Consider the following 16,800-nt stretch of genomic DNA (forward strand, 5'->3'; position numbering starts at 1 on the left):
TCTCCTAGGGGCGGCCCTGCGCGTGCAGGGAGGCGATCTCGGCGGCCGTCAGGACGTGGTCGTAGAGGCGGAAGCCTGTGACCTGGCCGTCCATGGCCGGGTTGCGGGTGTCCTGGGAGCGGCCGAGGTAGTTGTGCGTGGTGGCGCCGAGCGCGAGCGGGCTCATGACGAGGCCGTCGTTGCGCCCGGCCGGGGTGCCGTCGACGTAGAGCACGGCCGATCCGGCTCCGGCGGTGACGGCGAGGTGGGTCCAGGCGCCGGTGGGGAGGGCGGACGGCGCGTCGGCGTGGTCCTCGCCGTCCATGCCGGTGATCTTCATGGTGAACCGGGCGGTGCCGGACCCGGTGCGGGCGATGACGGCGAAGTACGTCGTCTTGTTGAAGCCGAGGTCGAACACGCGCGTGTTGTTGGCGAGCGTGCCGAGGTCCAGCCAGACGGAAACGGTCAGCGCGTCGAGGCCGGACAGGAGCCCGGCCGGCAGCGCGACGTGGCCGCCCGTCCCGTCGAGGGCGACGGCGCCGCCGTCGTCGGCCCACGCCGCGCCGGACACCAGCGACGCGTCCGGCCAGCGGCCCGTCGCATCGGCGAGGCTCCGCCCTGTGAGGGGGAAATGCGCCAGCAGCGTGGGCTTGTGGCGGGGCGCGGGCGTCGCCCAGTACACGGTGTAGCGCTCGTGCTGGACCTCGGCGAACGGCTTCAGCCGCACGGTCGCGCCGTCCGCCGACGCGGTGTAGTTCAGCGGGGCCCGGCGGTCGGCGCGCAGCGAGCGCGGGTCGATCGCCGGGAACGCGTTGAGCGTCCGGTCGCCGTACTCGCCCGCCAGCACGACCGGGCCGACGCTGACGGCTTGGACGCACGGGTTGTCGGGCGCCTTCCGCCAGACCGGCGCCATCGGCATCGCGACCTCGACGGTGTCGCCGCGCTTCCAGTGCCGCTCGATCGCCGCGTACGAGCCGGGTCGGGCCTTCACCGGAACGGCGGCGCCGTTCACCCGGATCCGCGGGCGGGCGCCCCGCGCGTCCAGCCAGCCCGGCACGCGGATCTTCAAAGTGAACCGGGACGACCCGGACGTCACCGTCAGCCGCGTCCGATCGGCATGCGGGTATCCGGTCTCCTGCCGGATCCCGATCCCGCGTTCCTTCCACGTCACCTCGGACGGGATGAACAGGTTGACGTACAACTCGTCACCGGAATGGAAATAGATGCTGTCGGCGAATTTCGTCGCCGTCTCCATGCCCGTTCCGTGGTCGCAGGAGAAATTGTCGTAGTCGGAGCTGTAACTGCCGGGCGCCGCCTTCAGCCCGCCCTTGACCTCGCGCTGCGAGCCGGGCCACAGGCCGGTGTAGTAGGTGACGAACCCGTGCTCGGAGTCGGGATCCTGCTCGCCGAGCATCTGGTTGAGCAGCGTCCACTCGTAGTGGTCCATGTAGGCGGACTCGGACGGGTCGTGCAGGAACAGCAGCCGCGAGAGCTTCAGCATGTTGTAGGAGTTGCAGTTCTCGCAGGTGTCGGACCCGAGCCGGCCGGCGATCTCGCCGGGCGGGCCGAACAGCTCGTTGTTGCTGTTCCCGCCGATCACGTAGGAATGGTGGTGGACGACGGTGTCCCAGAAATACGCGGCGATGCCGTGGTAGCGGCTCTCGCCCGTCGCCTCGTACTCGCGGACCGCGCCGACGATCTTCGGGATCTGGGTGTTGGCGTGCAGGCCGTCGAGGGCGTCGCGGCGCTCGGCGAGCGGCCCGAAGACGGCCTCGTGGTCGAAGCAGCGGGCCGTCGCCAGATGCTCGGGGTCGCCGGTGACCTGGTACAGCTCGGCGAGCACGTCGTTCATGCCGCCGAACTCGACGCCGAGCACCTTCTGCATCTGGTCGGTGGTCAGCTTGCCGGTGCGGGTCCCAGCCCACGAGGCCATCCCCTTGAGCACGGTCAACGCCTGCGCGTTGCCGCTCAGCCGGTACTGGTCGAGCAGCCCGGCCATGATCTTGTGGAGCGTGTAGTACGGCGCCCAGGGGTGGCCGCCCGCCTCCAGCTGGTCGAAGACGGCCTCCTCGAACGCCGACAGGTATCCGGCGCCGAACCCGGCCGACGGCGCCGCCGCCTGGCATTTCGCCAGCTCACCGACGATGTACCGGGCCTTGGCGGCGTACGCGTCGTCGCCGGTGTTCGCGTGCGCCTGCGCGAGCGCCGACAGCAGGTGCCCGGTGGAGTGGCCGCGCAGCTGCACGTCCGGCGCCTCCCAGCCGCCGCACGGCTGCGCCGACGACGGCAGCCCCACGTTCAGCCGGAAGGTGTGCAGCAGCCGGTCGGCGTCGACGAACTTGAGATATGCGCAGGTCCGGGCCATGTTCGCGCGGAACGGGCCGTCCAGCAGCGTGACGTCCGACAGCGGGAACGGCGCGAGCACCGGCTTCGGCGAGACGCGGACGGTCCCGGCGCGCGCGGGCGGTGCGGGCAGGGCGGGGAGGGCGAGCGCCGCCGAAGCGGCGCCCGCCGTACCGAGGAACGCCCTGCGGTTCAGGGCGTTCGTCATGCCCGCTCGCTCCGGAGGGTGTGGTTCCCGTGCAGGCCGTCGACGTAGACGTACTCGCCGTCGGTGCGGACGCCCTTCATCAGCGCCCGGGTGCCGTCCCACACGAGGTGCCCGTCGACCCGGACCTTGATCCGCTCGCCGAACGTCGGCACGCCGGCGCGTCCGGTCGCGGCGCGTGGCGCCTTCAGCTTCGCCGTGTAGGCGCCCTTGGAGATCTTCCAGGAGCCCTCGATGGCGCCGAGCGTCGTGGTGATGCGGCCTTGCGCGAACGCGAGGTCGGCGGTGTGCGGGACGAAGTCGAACGACCGCCCGCCCGTCCCGGTCGGGTTCAGCCCGAGGACACCGAAGGTCAGCGCGGTGACGGGGCCGGTCGCCCAGGCGTGCGCGAGGCTGGTGTAGGCGCTGCAGAAGACGCAGCCGTCGCCGGGGTTGCGGTACGACTCCCAGAACGTGCTGCCGGTGCCCTGCGGGTTACCGAGCATGTAGCCCCACTCGCGGCGGATGATGTCGACGCCGGCCTGGTCGGCGGCCTGCCCGCCGGCGGCGAAGTGCGCGTTGACCTCGATCGAGCCGGAGAAGACGCCCGGGTTGCCCTTGTTCTCGGGCGCGGTGGAGGCGACCTCGTTCCAGTTGCCCTTCAGCTCGGCGCTGATGCGGCGGGCCTGCTCCTGGTCGGCGAGGCCGTACCAGACCGCGAGCGAGTTGCCGTCCTGCGGGTGGATCGCGTTGTCGGGGTAGAACTTGTAAGCGCCCGCCGCGTCGTCCCAGAAGTTGGCGTTGATCGCGGTGCGCAGCGCGGCGGCGCGCTGCGCGTAGGACGCCGCGAGGCCGGCATCGCCCTGCGTGCGGGCGAGCTGCGCGCCGGTGTCGAGGACGCGCCACAGCAGCACGTTCGCGATGAGGTTCTCGCCCTTGGCGAGGATCCGCACGGAGTCGGACGTGCCGGTGATCGACAGCAGCCCCTTGGCGTCGACCTTCGCCGAGCTGTAGTCGACGGCCTTCTTGTACTTGTCCCAGATCCCGGAGATCCAGCGCGCGTCACCCGTGTACTTGTAGTAGTCCCAGCTCGCGGCGAGGGTCCACAGGTGGTAGGTGTCCGAGCCGTACTTGTTCAGCTCCGGTCCGGCGTAGGGCAGCTCGCCGGTGTCGCGCTGGTGCTGGTAGATCACGTCGAGCGAGTTGCGGGCGGACGCGGTGTCGTCGAACGCCGCGTAAGCGGTCGGGATCTCGATTCCGAGGTCGCCGGGCCAGACCGTCCGGTCGCGCTTGGCGCCGTCCACGAGGATGGACGTGCCGGAGCCGATGTCGCCGGTGTTGTCCCACAGCGCCGCGGGCGCCTCCCAGACGCGGCCGGTCTTCGGCGAGATCGTGTTCAGCTGGACGGTGTAGGCCCCCGCGTACCAGATCCGGTTCAGCAGGTCGTCGCTGGAGTAGAAGTAGTTCGCGTACTTCGACGGGTCCTTCACCTGCGGCGCCGGCGTGTAGTACAGCGACACCTTGTCCAGGTCGACGCTGCCGCCCGACTGCATGAAGATCGTCAGATAGCGGAAGCCGCCGCGCAGGTACTTCTCCGGCGTGGTGTAGGTGGTGCGGCCGTCCACGTCGGCGGTGAGGGCGCCGTCGCGACTGCGCGGCCCGCCGGTGGACGCGTCGCTGTCCGTGGCGACGTAGGTGGACGACTCGTTGAACGCCAGCCCGACCTGCTGCGCGCCGTCCGACCCGGCGAAGTGCAGGGTGGTGAGGCCGCCGACCTCCTTGCCGAAGTCGAGCGTGACGTACGACCCGGCGCCGCTGAGCGTGGTCCTGTGCCCCTTGAGGACGGCGGACGGGTTCGTGACGTCGCCGCTGGTGTTGTAGACGGCAACGGGCCTGATCGTCCGGGACGACGGCGACAGGTTGTACCGCTCCCAGGGCGCCGAGCCGTGGCCGTGCCCATTTCCGTTGCCGTTGCCGGGGGCGGCCGAGGCCGGCACGGCCTGGGCGGCGAGCAGGGCGGACATTCCCAAGGCCAGGGCGGCGATGCGCGGCCTCGTTACGCTGTGATGCATGGATTCCTCGGATTCCGTTCCGTATGCGGGAAGGGGTCGACAGGGGTTCACGTGCGGGAGGGCGGGCCAACGCCCTCCCGCACTCGTTTCTCGAAAGCGGGTCGGCGGGAGCGGGTCAGCGGGTGCGGATCACCGCCTCGCCGTACGGGACGAGCCGGACCGGCCCGATCAGCCCGTACGCCTGGCGCGCCGCCCCGCCGTAGACGCCGGGGTCGGACACCCGCAGCCGGTTGTTCAGCGTCGTGGCGACCTCGACCTCGATCGTGTTGGTGCCGCGCCGCAGGTACGGGCCGACGTCCACGGTCGGGTACAGCACGCTGACCGGCGGGACGCGGCGCCCGTTCACCGACACCCGGCAGGTGTCGAAGACCTCGCCGAGGTCCAGGACCGCGCCGGCGCCGCCGTCCCACGTCACGGTCGTCGTGTAGGTGCCGATGCCGGAGACGTCCGCGAGCTCGGGGATGTCCGGCCACGCCTTGAGGGCGTCGAGCGACAGGTCGTGGTGCTTCGTGCCGTCCGGGGTCATGTCCTCGACGCGCAGCCGCCAGGTCGTGAGCGTCTGCGCGGCAGGGACGGCGCCGATCGCCGTCGTGACGGTGCGCCCGTTCGCGAGGGTGGTGGCGTAGGTCCCGGCGCTGGTCGCGCGGGCGACGAGCCGCTGCCCGTCCACCCGCACCTCCGTCTGCGCGGCGGTCGCGGACGGGTGGTGCCCGCCGCGCGCCAGGATGATCACGGTCGCCTCGGACGGCTGGAGCGCGATCCGGACCGTGACGGTGTCGCCGTCCGCCTTGTAGACCGCGACGGGTTCGGTCTCGCCGGTCCACAGGTCCAGCCGGTACGGGACGGCCTTGCGGTCGGCGCGGGTGAACGACACGTCGTGGTCGATCGCGGCGACCGGCGGCTTGACCGTCTCGGCGTGCTTGCCGTTGCACAGGTAGAAGTAGTCGACGCGGCCGTCCTGCCGGTGCGCGTTGAGCAGCGTGGAGCTCTCCGCGTAACGCACCTCGGGCCGCAGGCCGAGGGCGTCGAGCGCGCCCGGCACGCCGTCCTCCGCCGCGACGTTCTTCACGCGTGGTAGCGCAAACATCTCCTTGATGACGGCACGCAGGGCGTCGTTCTCTCCGTTCTTCGGAATGCCCGGGACCGTCGCGGCCGACCAGTCGCCCAGGAAGACCAGCGGCAAGCCCGCCTTGGCGAGCTTCAGCATCGTGCGGGCGGTGTCGAGCGGGAGCGTGCACGCGTTGCCGTTGAAGCGGTCGCCCTCGACGAACAGCACCTGGTAGGCGGGGCCGTCGGGGGCGAGCCGCCCGTCCCGGACCTTCGCCGACGGCAGGTCCAGCAGCGGCGCGCTGATCATCTGGTGCGTCCAGCCGAGCGGGACGCCGTACTTGGTGAACCAGCCGACGCCGATGCCGGTCTTGGTGTAGCCCTTCTGCCGGAACACCGCCACGTCGATACGGCTCCGGCCGGCCCGCATGGTCTGGTGGACGCGCGCGAGGTACGCGGCGACGTCGGAGACGTGCCGCCAGGTCGGCTGGCGCGGCCCCCACGACTCGGCGAACCCGATGCCGCCGTTGTACGGCGTGAACGCCGCGAACCCGGGCCAGGCCGCGCCGGGCGCGGTCGCATACGAGAACCCATGGAAGACCGTCTGGTTCAGACCGGCCGCGTAGGCGCCGCCCATGGTGCGCAACAGCTTGTCCCACGTCGTGTTGTAGGCGCCGCCCTGGTACGCCCCTGCCTCGCAGGACAGCACTTCCCGGCCCGCCATGTCGCGTCCGCCGGCGAGCGCGCGGTAGTCGTCCAGGTTCCGGAACCCGAGCGACTCCCCTTCGGGGACGTCCAGGATCGCCGCCGTGTGGATGGCGTCGGTCTGCAGCCCGTACGGCTGGGCGCGCAGTTTTAGCCCGATCGAGTGCGCCCACGTCCGCAGCGCCTCGAAGTGGTGCTCGTTCAGCAGGTCGGAGACCGTCAGCCAGAAGTCGTGCCGCGCCTGCGCGGTCCGGTCCGCCTCATAGGCGTGGACGGTGTTCTCCTTGTTCAGGACGATCACCGGCAGGTACGGCGTCAGGTCGTAGCCGCGCCGCCGCCTGAACTCGGCGGGCAGGTCCGGCGTCCAGTTGAGGGCGGGCGTCTCCAGCTCGATCGAGTCCTCGAACAGCGTCGCGCCGGCCTTGCGGATCAGCTTGCGGACGCGCGGGGTGAGCAGCCGCGCCTCCCAGAACGCGGTGACCGCGCGGGTGCCCGCCTTGCTGAAGTGGTCGACGACGTAGGACTCGGGGCTGCTGTGCGGGCCGCCCTCGGGCTGCTGCCCGCTGCCGCGCCGCCAGTACGACAGCAGCACCCAGTCGCCGCCGTCCGGGGCCGTCCAGGTGATCCGCCCGTCCTTGGCCTGCGCGGTGAGGTCGGTGAAGGAGGCGAAGTCGAGCCCGGTCTCCTTGCGGGTGGCGTTCGCCGTGTCGATCTTCACGGCGTGGACGGCGACGAGGTCGCGCTTCGTCACGCCCTTCGCCGGTGCGGCGACGGGCTCGGGCACCGGGCCGTCGTGCGTCGCGCCGCCCGCGACCGTCGCCGTCCCGTAGGCCAGCTCCTGGACGGCGGCGTCGTCGTCCGGGGTGATGGTCGGGACGGCGGCGGGCCAGGCCGGGCCGATCGTCAGGTCCACGGTCAGGCCGCGCCGCGCCGCCTGGTCCAGGGCGGCCTCGACGCCGGCGACCCACGCCGCCGTGCCCCAGCCGTGCCCGGCCGGGTCCAGCACGGACGCGTCCCGGATGCTGTGGTGCACGGCGGAGATCTCGCCGCCGCCGAAACCGGCGTCGGCCATCTGGTCGATCTCGCGGCGGATCTCGGCGGGGTCGACCAGCCCGTCCGGCCACCACCAGCGGAACCGCGGCCGCACGGCCGCGGCGGGCCGGGCGAGGCCGGCCGCCCCCGGCGCCGCGGCGGTGCCGGCGACCGCCTCTCCCCCGAGCGCCGGGGCCGCGGCCGCCACGACGGCGGCGGCGGTGCCGATCTGCAGCACCCGCCGGCGGGTCAGGCCGCGCGGCCCCTGCTCGTTACGGTCGTCGTTCACTTGCTCATTCCTCCTGTTTCGATCGCGCCGGTCAGGTGCGCGCGATCACGGTCGTGCGGCCGGAGCCGACCGGGCCGATGGCGAGCAGCGGTCCGGTCGCGTCCCGGCCCGTGGTGCGGGCGGCGCGGGCGTTCGGCCCGGTGACGCGGACGCCCCGGGGGTCGGTGCCGCCGAGTTCCACGACGAGGCGGGCGACGGTGTTGGGCGGCACGTCCACGTCGAGGCGGTAGCCCTTCGCGCGGTCGAGCGCGACGGCGACGGGGCCGCGGACCGTCGGCACGGTGCCGGAGATCCGGGTGAGCCCGCCGGGCCGGGGCCGCACCTCGATCGCCGCCGCGCCCGGCGCGGTGATCTCCACCCCGAGCACGTGGCGGGGGATCGCGTTCGCGGGCGCCGAACCCCAGGCGTGCGAGAACGTCATGTTGCTCTTGAGCGAGGGGTCCCACGCCTCGCCGACGATGGTCGCGCCGAGGTCGTCCATGAGGTGCAGCCAGGAGTTGGTGCCTGTCGCGGTCATCAGCCCGATCGCGTCCTTGGCCCGGCCCGTCGCGAACAGCGCGTCCAGCAGGAACTGCGCGCCGTAGACGCTGACCTTCATGCCGCCGTCGGCGAGCGTCTTCCCGAGCGCCTGGACCACGGAGTCCGGGACGGTGCCCTGACCCGCGACGCCGAGCGCCACCGGGAACGCGGTGGCGTGCTGCGCGCTGTGGGTCGTCCCGGTGCCGTCGACGAACCGGCCGTTGGACGCGTCCAGCAGCGTCTTGCGCATCGCGTTCGCGAGCGCGTCGGCCTTCGCCCGCCAGTTCTTGGCGTCGGCGGTCCTGCCGAGGACGGCCGCGATGTCGGCCATCGCGGTGAACGCCGCGTACTGGCAGGCGTTCACCACGGTGTTGACCTCGGTGAACACGTAGCCGTCGCGGTTGGAGACCGGCCAGTCGACCAGGTCGCCGAGGTCCTGGCTGGACGCGCCGGGCTTCTTGTGCACCAGGCCGTCGTCACCGAGGTAGGACGTCAGGTGCTTGGCGGCGAGCAGGTCGTAGTCGGCGGCGAGCTGGTCGGGGTCGCCGGTGTGCAGGTAGTCCCGCCAGGCCGACATCACGTTCATCAGCCGGTACTCGGTCGGCCAGGTGTGGTTGCGGGCCAGGTAGGCGTCGGACGCGCGGGCCAGCGCGAACGACCGCTGCACCGCGTACTCCGACGCCTGGTTGATCAGCGCGTCGCCCTCGTACGGGCCGCGCTCGCGGGTCGGGGTGTCGATGTAGAGGTCACCGCGCGTGGCCTCGATCGAGTACCGGCACATCTCGTACACCCGGTCGAGATCGCGGCTGGAGCTGGAGAACGAGGCGTCGGAGTCGCGCCAGTCGAGACGCCAGGCCAGGCCCGTGGCGGCGTCCGACAGGTCGAGGCCGTCGTCGCAGATCAGCTGCGCGTAGCGGAAGCCGCGGTAGCCCCAGTGCTCGGCGGACTGGCGGCCGTCGCGCAGCGTCCAGACCTCCTTGTAGGTGACGCCCGCGCGCAGCGCGTACCGGACGGTCCCGTCGGCGTTGAGCTCCTCGCCGAGCCGGACCTCGATCGTCTGCCCGGCCCTGCCGCGCACCGACAGCCGCAGCCCGCCCGCGATCTCCTTGCCGAGGTCGACGAGCCAGGTGCCGGGCGCGACCTTCCGCACCGACGCGGGCCGGACGTCGTGCAGCCGGACCGGTTCGACCAGCGCCGGCACCAGCCCCTCGATCGCGGGCTTGACCTGCGGGGCGTCCCAGCCGGAGTCGTCGAAGCCCGGGCTCGTCCAGCCGGCCGGCTCCTTGCGCAGGTCCCAGTACTCCTGCGGGCCCACGTAGTAGGACGTGCCGATCGTGCCGGCGGCGGGCAGCATCCCGGCCTGGCGTCGCGCCTTCCACGCCTTGCCGCTGGCGAACGTCGCGGTCGTCCCGTCGGCGTAGGTGACGGCGAGCTGCGCGACGAACCGCTTGTCCTCGGTGGTGAACGCGAGGGCGGCCAGCGCGTTGCGGCGGCCCGGTTCCAGCAGGCCGGTGACGTCGAACGAGTGGTAGCGGGGCGCGCCCGCCCCGGCCCGCTGGGACGCGAACCCGGCGACCTCGCCGTTGACCCAGATCTTCGCCGGGTACTGCCGGACGGGCGTGGGCGACTGCGCGGCGACGTGCAGGACGGCGGCGGCGATCGGCTTGCGCGCCGGGGTGAACTCGGTGCGCAGCAGCGCCCAGTCGTCGTCCGCCGCACCGGCCGACGACAGCGTCGACTGGCCCTTGCCGAGCGTCAGGACGCCGCCGGACACGGTCCCGGCGGTGAACGTGCCGGGCCCGTCGGTGAAGTCCTCGCTGATCAGGGCCTTGCCGTCGGGTGCGGTGAAGGTGACGTCGTCCCACTGGTTCGCCTCGGTGGAGCCGTTGCGCATCCCGACGGTGCCGGTGGCGTACGTGGCGTCGGTCGTGGTGTCGACGGCCGTCCCGTCGATCGAGGTCGTGAACGTCGAGCCCTTCATCTCGACGCTGACCTCGTACCAGCGGCCCGTCTCGATCGGGACGCCGACCGCCTTCTCCTCCAGCACCCGGTACGTCCCGTTCACGCACACGTGCTTCTTCAGCACGCCGGGCGATCCGGCGCGCAACTGCCACAGGTAGTTCGCGCTCGCGGAGGACGCGCGGAACCACAGGCCCGCCGCCACTGCGGTGATCTGCACACGCGCCTTGAGCACGCCGTCGCCGGGCGCCGGGCCGGCCGGGACCCAGATCGGGTCGGCCTTCCAGCCGTCCAGGCCGGTCGCGACCAGCGTCGGCGCCGACCAGCGCGACGCCTTGTGCCCGTCGAACGTCCGGACCCGCCACCAGTACGCCGTTCCGGCCGCGAGCGCGGGCCCGCCGTACGGGACGGCGACCGACGCGGCGGACGCGACGCGCCCGCTGTCCCAGTGGTACGGGCCCCGGCCCAGCCGGGACGGGGTCGTGGCGAACTGCACCTGGTAGTGCGTCTGCTTCGTCCCGGGTCCGAGGTCGGCGACCTGCCAGCTCAGCCGCGGCTTCGCCGCCGTGACGCCGAGGCCGTCCGGCAGCAGCGACGTCAGCAGCCCCGACGGGGTGCGCGCCGCGGCGCCCTTCCCGGCGGGCGCGGCGGCGGCCGTCCCGGCGGGCCCGAGGACGATCGCGCCGGTCGCGCCGATCGCCGACGCGCCGAGGAACCGCCGCCTGCTCAGCGCCTCCGTCACTTGGTGGCTCCCTCGAAGGTCCAGTCGCCGGAGCCGACCTGGAAGACGGCGCGGTCGTTCTCGATGCCGACCCATTTCGCGTCCTTGGGCGCGGTGGGCCGGGTCTTGCCGCCGAACAGCGGGAACTCGACGCGGGCCGTCGTGTTGGGCGGGACGGTGGCGTCGAGCCGCACCGACTTGCCGGTGCGGCGCCACGACGCGGCGGCGCGTCCGCGCGGAGTCTCGTAGGTCGCGGCGGCGCGGGTGACGTCGCCGACGACGGCCGGGCGGACGAGCAGCGTCGCGTAGCCGATCGAGTCGCCGGTCTGCGACAGCCCCGTGAGCCCGGCGTGGAACCACTCGTCGATCGCGCCGAGCATGAAGTGGTTCTGCGAGTTCCCGGACGTCGGGCCGTCCCAGTTCTCCGTCAGCGACGTCGCGCCGTGCACGACCTGGTAGCCGTAGCTGGGGTTGCCGGTCTGGGTGGCGACGGCGTGGATGACGTCGTCGCGTCCGGCGGCCGACAGCACGCGGAACACCGACGGCAGCGCGATCTCGCCGACGGTCAGGTGGTAGCCCTTGCCGGTGATGCTCTGCACGAGGTGGCCGAGCACCTTGTCCTTGGACGCGGCGGGGACGACGCCCATGTCGAGGGCGAGCGCGTCGCACGCCTGGCTGCCGGACCCGTAGGTGCCGCCGGTCGCGTACTTGCCGTTGAACGCGTCGCCGATGTCCCCGGCGAGCTTGGTGTACTTGGCGGCGTCGTCGCCCTTGCCGATGACCTTGGCGATGGACGCCAGCGCCGTCACGGCCCGGTGGTAGCCGAACGTGGCGGTGACACCGAGCGGGGTGCTGTTGTCGAAGGTGATCCAGTCGCCGAGGCCGTAGTCGAGCAGGTTCCCCTTCGCCTTGGACGACAGGTAGTCCACGTACCGGACCATGTTCGGGTAGTAGGTGCGGAGCGTCGCCTCGTCGCCGTACGCCCGGTACATCTGCCAGGGCGCGAACACGATGACGTTGCCCCAGTTCGGGTCGTCGCGGAACCCGCCGGAGAACACGGTGTACTCGGGCGCGATGTCCGGGACGAGCCCGTCGGACGTCTGCGCCTCGGCGATGTCGCGGACGAGCTCGCCGTAGTAGGCGGTCACGTCGTAGTTGCGGGCGACGGCCGGGAAGACGAGGTTCGCCTGCTCCAGCCAGCCGAGCTTCTCGCGGTGCGGGCAGTCGGTGAGGACCGAGTACATGTTGCTCTGCACGGCCCGGTCGATGATCCGGTGGATGTCGTTGAGCAGGCCGTTGGAGTTGGTGAACGACCCGGCGGTGTCGTTGGCGGCGCGGAGCACGATGCCGGTGACGGTCCCCTCGTCCGGCACGGACGGCAGCCCTTCGAGCTGCACGTACCGGAAGCCGTGGTAGCAGAACCGGGGATGCCAGGTCTCGGTGCCCTTCCCCGACAGGGTGTAGGAGTCCCAGATCGGCGAGCCGGTGGTGCCCTGGCTGACGGTGCCGTCGGCGTTGAGCAGCTCGCCGGGGCGCATCGTCACCTTCGTCCCGGCCGGGCCGCTGACCCGCAGCTCCGCCCAGCCGGCGAAGTTCGTCCCGAGGTCGACGACGTGCACGCCGTCCTTCGGCTGCGTGATCTTCTTGGTGTGGAAGGTGCCGGCGCGTTCGATCGGCGGGGCCATCCGCGCGGTGAGCTTCGCGGTCGGGGCGTCGCGGCGGACGGCGGCCGTCCAGTCCGCCGGGACGCGGCGGGCGTCGAAGTCCTCGCCGCCGTACCAGCCGCTGAACGTGGTCGCCCCGAGCGCGGTCTTCCACGACGCGTCCGACGCGACGACCTCGCGCGACCCGTCGGTGTAGGTGATCTCCAGCTGGCCGAGGAACGCGGGCTTCCCGTCCGAGCGGGTGAGCTTCTGGTAGCGGCCCGGCGTGGCCGGGACGTTCGCCATGCCGTTGCCGACCTCGGCCTGGATCGTGTTGCCGCCCTTGCGCAGCAGCCGCGTCACGTCGTAGGTCGAGTAGACGATGCGCTGCTTGTACGCGGTGTACGGCGGTTCGAGGACGGCGTCGCTGACCGGCCGCCCGTTCACGGTGACGTCGAGGACGCCGAGCGCCGTCGCGTACAGCCGCGCCGAGCGGACGCGCTTGCCGAGGCCGAACTCCTTCTTGAACAGCGGGAGCGCCTCGGGCTGGGCGTGCAGCGGCGGCGGCGCCTGCTGGCCCTTGACCGTCGCGGCGGTGTCGAACGTCTTGCCGTCGTTGGAGGTCTGCACGGTGAAGTCCTCGGGGAAGTTCGCGGTCTTCCCGTCGTCGGTCATCACGTCGGTGCGCGGATAGAGCAGCACCCGGTCGAACCGCCGCTCCTCGCCGAGGTCGATCTGCACCCAGATCGGGGTAGCGAGATCCTGGTTCTCGTACTGCATGCTCGTGTAGCCGAACGGGGCGGCGTCGCTGGTCAGCGACCCGTCGGTGAGCGCCTTCGGCTCCCACTGGCCCCCGACGGTGTAGCTCTCCGACGCGGTCACCGGCGCGTGCAGCGCCACGTCCGCGCCGGACGCGCCGTCCTGCACCTGGACCTCGGCGAGCTGCAGCCGCGACACCTTGTACGGCCAGCCCTCCTTGATCGGGAGGCCGAGCCTGGTCACGTTCAGCCGGACGTACCGGGCGGTGCGGGCGGTGAACGCGACCGTCGCCGGGGCCGGCTTCGGGTCGGACCAGGCCGGGTGGCCGATCCACTGCGCCGTCCAGTCGGACGCGGCGAGCAGGCCCGCCTCGAAGTGCGCGGGCTCGCTCCACGCGGACGCGCGGCCCCGCTCGTCCCACACCCGGACCTGCCACGACACCCGCTGCCGCGAGCCGAGGCCGCGGCCGGCGTAGGCGGCGGAGACCGCGCCGCCCGCGACCTTGCCGGAGTCCCACAGGTCGGGGCGGTGCAGCCGGGCGTCCGCGCTCGCCGCGCGGACCTGGTACGCGGTCTGCGCCGCGTTGCGCGGCCCGGCGGCGAACCGCCAGCTCAGCGTCGGGTTCGCCGCGTCGATGCCCAGCGGCGACCGCAGGTGCGCGGCCTGCAGGCCGGTGGGCGTCAGCGTCCTGGCGCGGGCGGGCGCCGCCGGCGCGGCGCTCGCCGCGGACGGGAGCACGCCGGTGGCGGTCACCGCGGCGGCCGCGACGCCGCCGGCCTGCACGAATCGTCTCCTGCTCAGCTCATTCGTCATCGAAAGACCCTTCAGGCGTGCGTCGAGTGGAAGGTGAGGCGGCCGGACCCGGCCTGGAAGACGGCGTAGCCGTCCTTCATGCCGGTGAAGCGGGCGCCGCCCGGGCCGGAGACGCGGACGTCGCGGGCCGAGCGCGCCGGGACGCGGATCTCGGCGGTGACGTTGACGGGGACGTCCACCGAGAGCGAGACGCCGTTCCCGTGCCGCGTCCACCGGACGCCGACGTCACCGCGCTGGACCGGGATCGTGCCCGTCGCGCCGCTGAGCCCCGACAGCGGCGGCTGGATCCGCACGGAGGCGGACGCCGGTGCGGTCACGGTGACGCCGAGCAGCGACCGCTGCACGTCGGCGAGGGACGTGGAGCCCCACGGGTGCGAGAAGCTCTGCCCGGTCTCGGGCGCGTCCCACGACTCCCACGTGAACGTGCCGCCGCGGGCGAGGATGTTGCCCCAGCCGGGTCCCTTGGTGTCGGTGAGGCGGGTGACGACGTCGCCGGGACGGCCCGCGTCGTCGAGCGCCTGCAGCAGCCGGTGCGCGGTCATCGGCCCCATCTGCATGCCGAGCCCGGCGATGTAGGTGCCGATCGCCTCGCGGGACTCGGCGGGCGCGATCCCGTACGCGACCGCATAGGCATTGGCGATCTGCGAGGCGTGCGTGCTCTGCGTGCCGTCGCTCTTCAGTCCGTCGATGTAGATGCCGTCGGCGCGGCGGAGCTTGGCGTTGATGTTGCCGGTGAGGGTCCCGGCCTCCTTGCGCAGCGCCGCCGCGTCGTCGGTCTTGCCGAGCGCGTCGGCGGCGCGGGCGGTGGCGTTCAGGACGTCCACGCCGAGGACGTTGATGACGGTCCGGGCGGCGGTGTCCATGTCGTGGCCGTAGCGCATCGTCGCGGGCCAGTCGACGATGCCGTACTTGTACTGCCCGGAGCCGCCTTCGAGGTTGGTGACCAGGCCCGTCCCGGAGTCGATGTAGCGGCGGACGTAGCCGGCGACCGCGTTCATCACCGGGTACGCCTGCGCGAGGGTGGTCGCATCGCCGGACTGCTCGAAGTAGTCCCACACCCAGCCGGGGAACATCTCGGTGTAGTCCGGGATGTCGCGCTTGCCGTCGCCGTTCGGGTAGACGGAGTTGAGCCGCCCGTCCGGCCAGTAGCGGGCCTGCGAGGCGATGAACTCGCGGATCGCCTGCCGGGTGAGCCGCCGCTCGCCGAACGCGGCCATCGCGGCGGTCGAGGTGTCGACGGCGTCGCCGAGGAACTGGCCCTTCTCCCGGGTCGGGGTGTCGAGGAACTGCGACTGCGACCCGTAGAGCGCGGACCGCGCCATCATGTCGTAGGCCGCGTTCACCCCCTTGTCGGACGTGCGGACGGTCGCGGTGCGGTCGACGGAGTTGTGCTGCACGACCGCCGAGATGTCGTCGGGGTCCACGCCCGAGTCCGGGCCGATCTCGAAGTAGCGGAACCCTTCGTAGGTGAAGGCGCGGAACGTCTGGTCGCCGTCGCGCTGGGTGTAGCCGTAGGTCATGTCGGTGCTCTGGTTGTCGCTCTTGGAGCGCGACACCGTCCCGTCTTCGGCGAGCAGGTATCCGGCGTGCATGTCGACGTGCCGCCCGGCCGTCCCGTCGCGGAACCGGACGACCGGCACCGCCGGGATCACCTTCCCGAAGTCGGCGACCAGCGCGCCCGACGCCAGCTTCGTCACCTTCACCGGGTGGACGGTCTGGTACGCCAGCGACGTCTCCTGCCCGTGGACGTGCTTGAACGTCGAGGTCGGGTGCGCGCCGACGACCTGCGGCGCCGCCCACGACGAGGCGTCGAAGCCGGGCCGGTCCCAGCCGAGCGGCTCGGCGGTGCCGTCGACGTCCTCCACCCAGTCGCCGCCGTCGCCGTTGCGGCGCGGCGCCGTCTTCCACGGGCCGCGCGCCACCTTCCAGGTGCCGTCGCTGGCGACGACCTGCCGCGTGCCGTCGGCGTGGTCGATGACGAGCCGGACGAGCAGCCCCGGCTCGCCCTTCGGCCGTCCCTGCCCGGACCCGTACCAGTGGTAGACCGCGCCGATCGTCGCGTCCCGGCCCGCCTTGAGCTGCGAGGTGACGTCGACGGTCTTGTAGAACAGGTCGTCGGCGTACTCGAACGCCGGTCCCCGGTCGACCGTCGCGCCGTTGAGGCGCAGGTCGTACTGCTGGTCGGCGGAGATGTGGACGCGGGCCTTCACGATCGGCGACGTCCCGACGGTGAAGTCCTTGCGGGCGAGGGTGTAGTCGTCGGACTCGCCGGTGGTGCGGCGGATCCAGGACGCGCCCCACTGCTCGTCGCTGAGCCCGGTGTCGAACTCGGCGGTCCGCGACCACGGCGACGCCTTGCCCGTGCGGTCCCAGGTGCGGACCTTCCAGGTGTAGGACGTCTCGGCCGCCAGCGCCGGCCCTGCGTACGGGACGTACTCCTGGCTCGCGGACTTCACCCGTCCGCTGTCCCAGACGGTCTTGCCGGACGCGTCGCGGACGGCGATCTCGTAGGCGGACTGGATCTCGCCCGGGTCGACGTCGCGGGGCCGCCATCCGAACTGCGGCGCGCCCTCGACGCTGAGCGGGCGGGCCTGGTCGCCGACGGTCAGATCGGCCGGCGCCTGCGGCGCGTGCCCCGCCTTGAGCGCGGCCTGAGCGGTCCCGGGCAGCGCCACGACGGCGGAGGCGGCGAGGACCGCGACGCCGGTGACCAGGGATGTCGAGATGCGGTGCAT

The 16,800-nt window shown here is 72.4% G+C and carries 6 protein-coding genes; all 6 read right to left on the reverse strand.

Going from position 1 to position 16,800, the window contains the following annotated elements:
• Nucleotides 1-4: 4 nt before the first annotated feature.
• The 6 genes from J4709_RS06440 to J4709_RS06465 all read right to left on the reverse strand — a co-directional run bounded on the left by J4709_RS06440 (nucleotide 5) and on the right by J4709_RS06465 (nucleotide 16,800).
• Nucleotides 5-2,530, reverse strand: coding sequence for a beta-L-arabinofuranosidase domain-containing protein (locus J4709_RS06440; RefSeq protein ID WP_208238004.1), 2,526 nt, complete (start codon nucleotides 2,528-2,530; stop codon nucleotides 5-7).
• Entirely contained in the window at nucleotides 2,527-4,578 is a 2,052-nt protein-coding gene (locus J4709_RS06445) for an alpha-L-rhamnosidase-related protein (RefSeq protein ID WP_208238006.1), read from the reverse strand. Before J4709_RS06445 ends, J4709_RS06440 begins: the two co-directional genes overlap by 4 nt.
• Nucleotides 4,579-4,693: 115 nt before the next feature.
• A complete protein-coding gene (locus J4709_RS06450) occupies nucleotides 4,694-7,651 on the reverse strand; it encodes a glycosyl hydrolase (protein ID WP_208238008.1) in 2,958 nt (985 codons plus the stop codon).
• Nucleotides 7,652-7,682: 31 nt separating this feature from the next.
• A complete protein-coding gene (locus tag J4709_RS06455; protein ID WP_307801035.1) occupies nucleotides 7,683-10,871 on the reverse strand; it encodes a family 78 glycoside hydrolase catalytic domain in 3,189 nt (1,062 codons plus the stop codon).
• A complete protein-coding gene (locus J4709_RS06460; protein ID WP_208238012.1) occupies nucleotides 10,868-14,065 on the reverse strand; it encodes a family 78 glycoside hydrolase catalytic domain in 3,198 nt (1,065 codons plus the stop codon). Before J4709_RS06460 ends, J4709_RS06455 begins: the two co-directional genes overlap by 4 nt.
• An 11-nt stretch (nucleotides 14,066-14,076) precedes the next feature.
• Complete coding sequence (locus tag J4709_RS06465; RefSeq protein WP_208238014.1) at nucleotides 14,077-16,800, reverse strand: family 78 glycoside hydrolase catalytic domain; 2,724 nt, start codon at nucleotides 16,798-16,800, stop codon at nucleotides 14,077-14,079.

It is taken from the genome of Actinomadura violacea, from assembly GCF_017573465.1.
GTDB lineage: Bacteria > Actinomycetota > Actinomycetes > Streptosporangiales > Streptosporangiaceae > Spirillospora > Spirillospora violacea.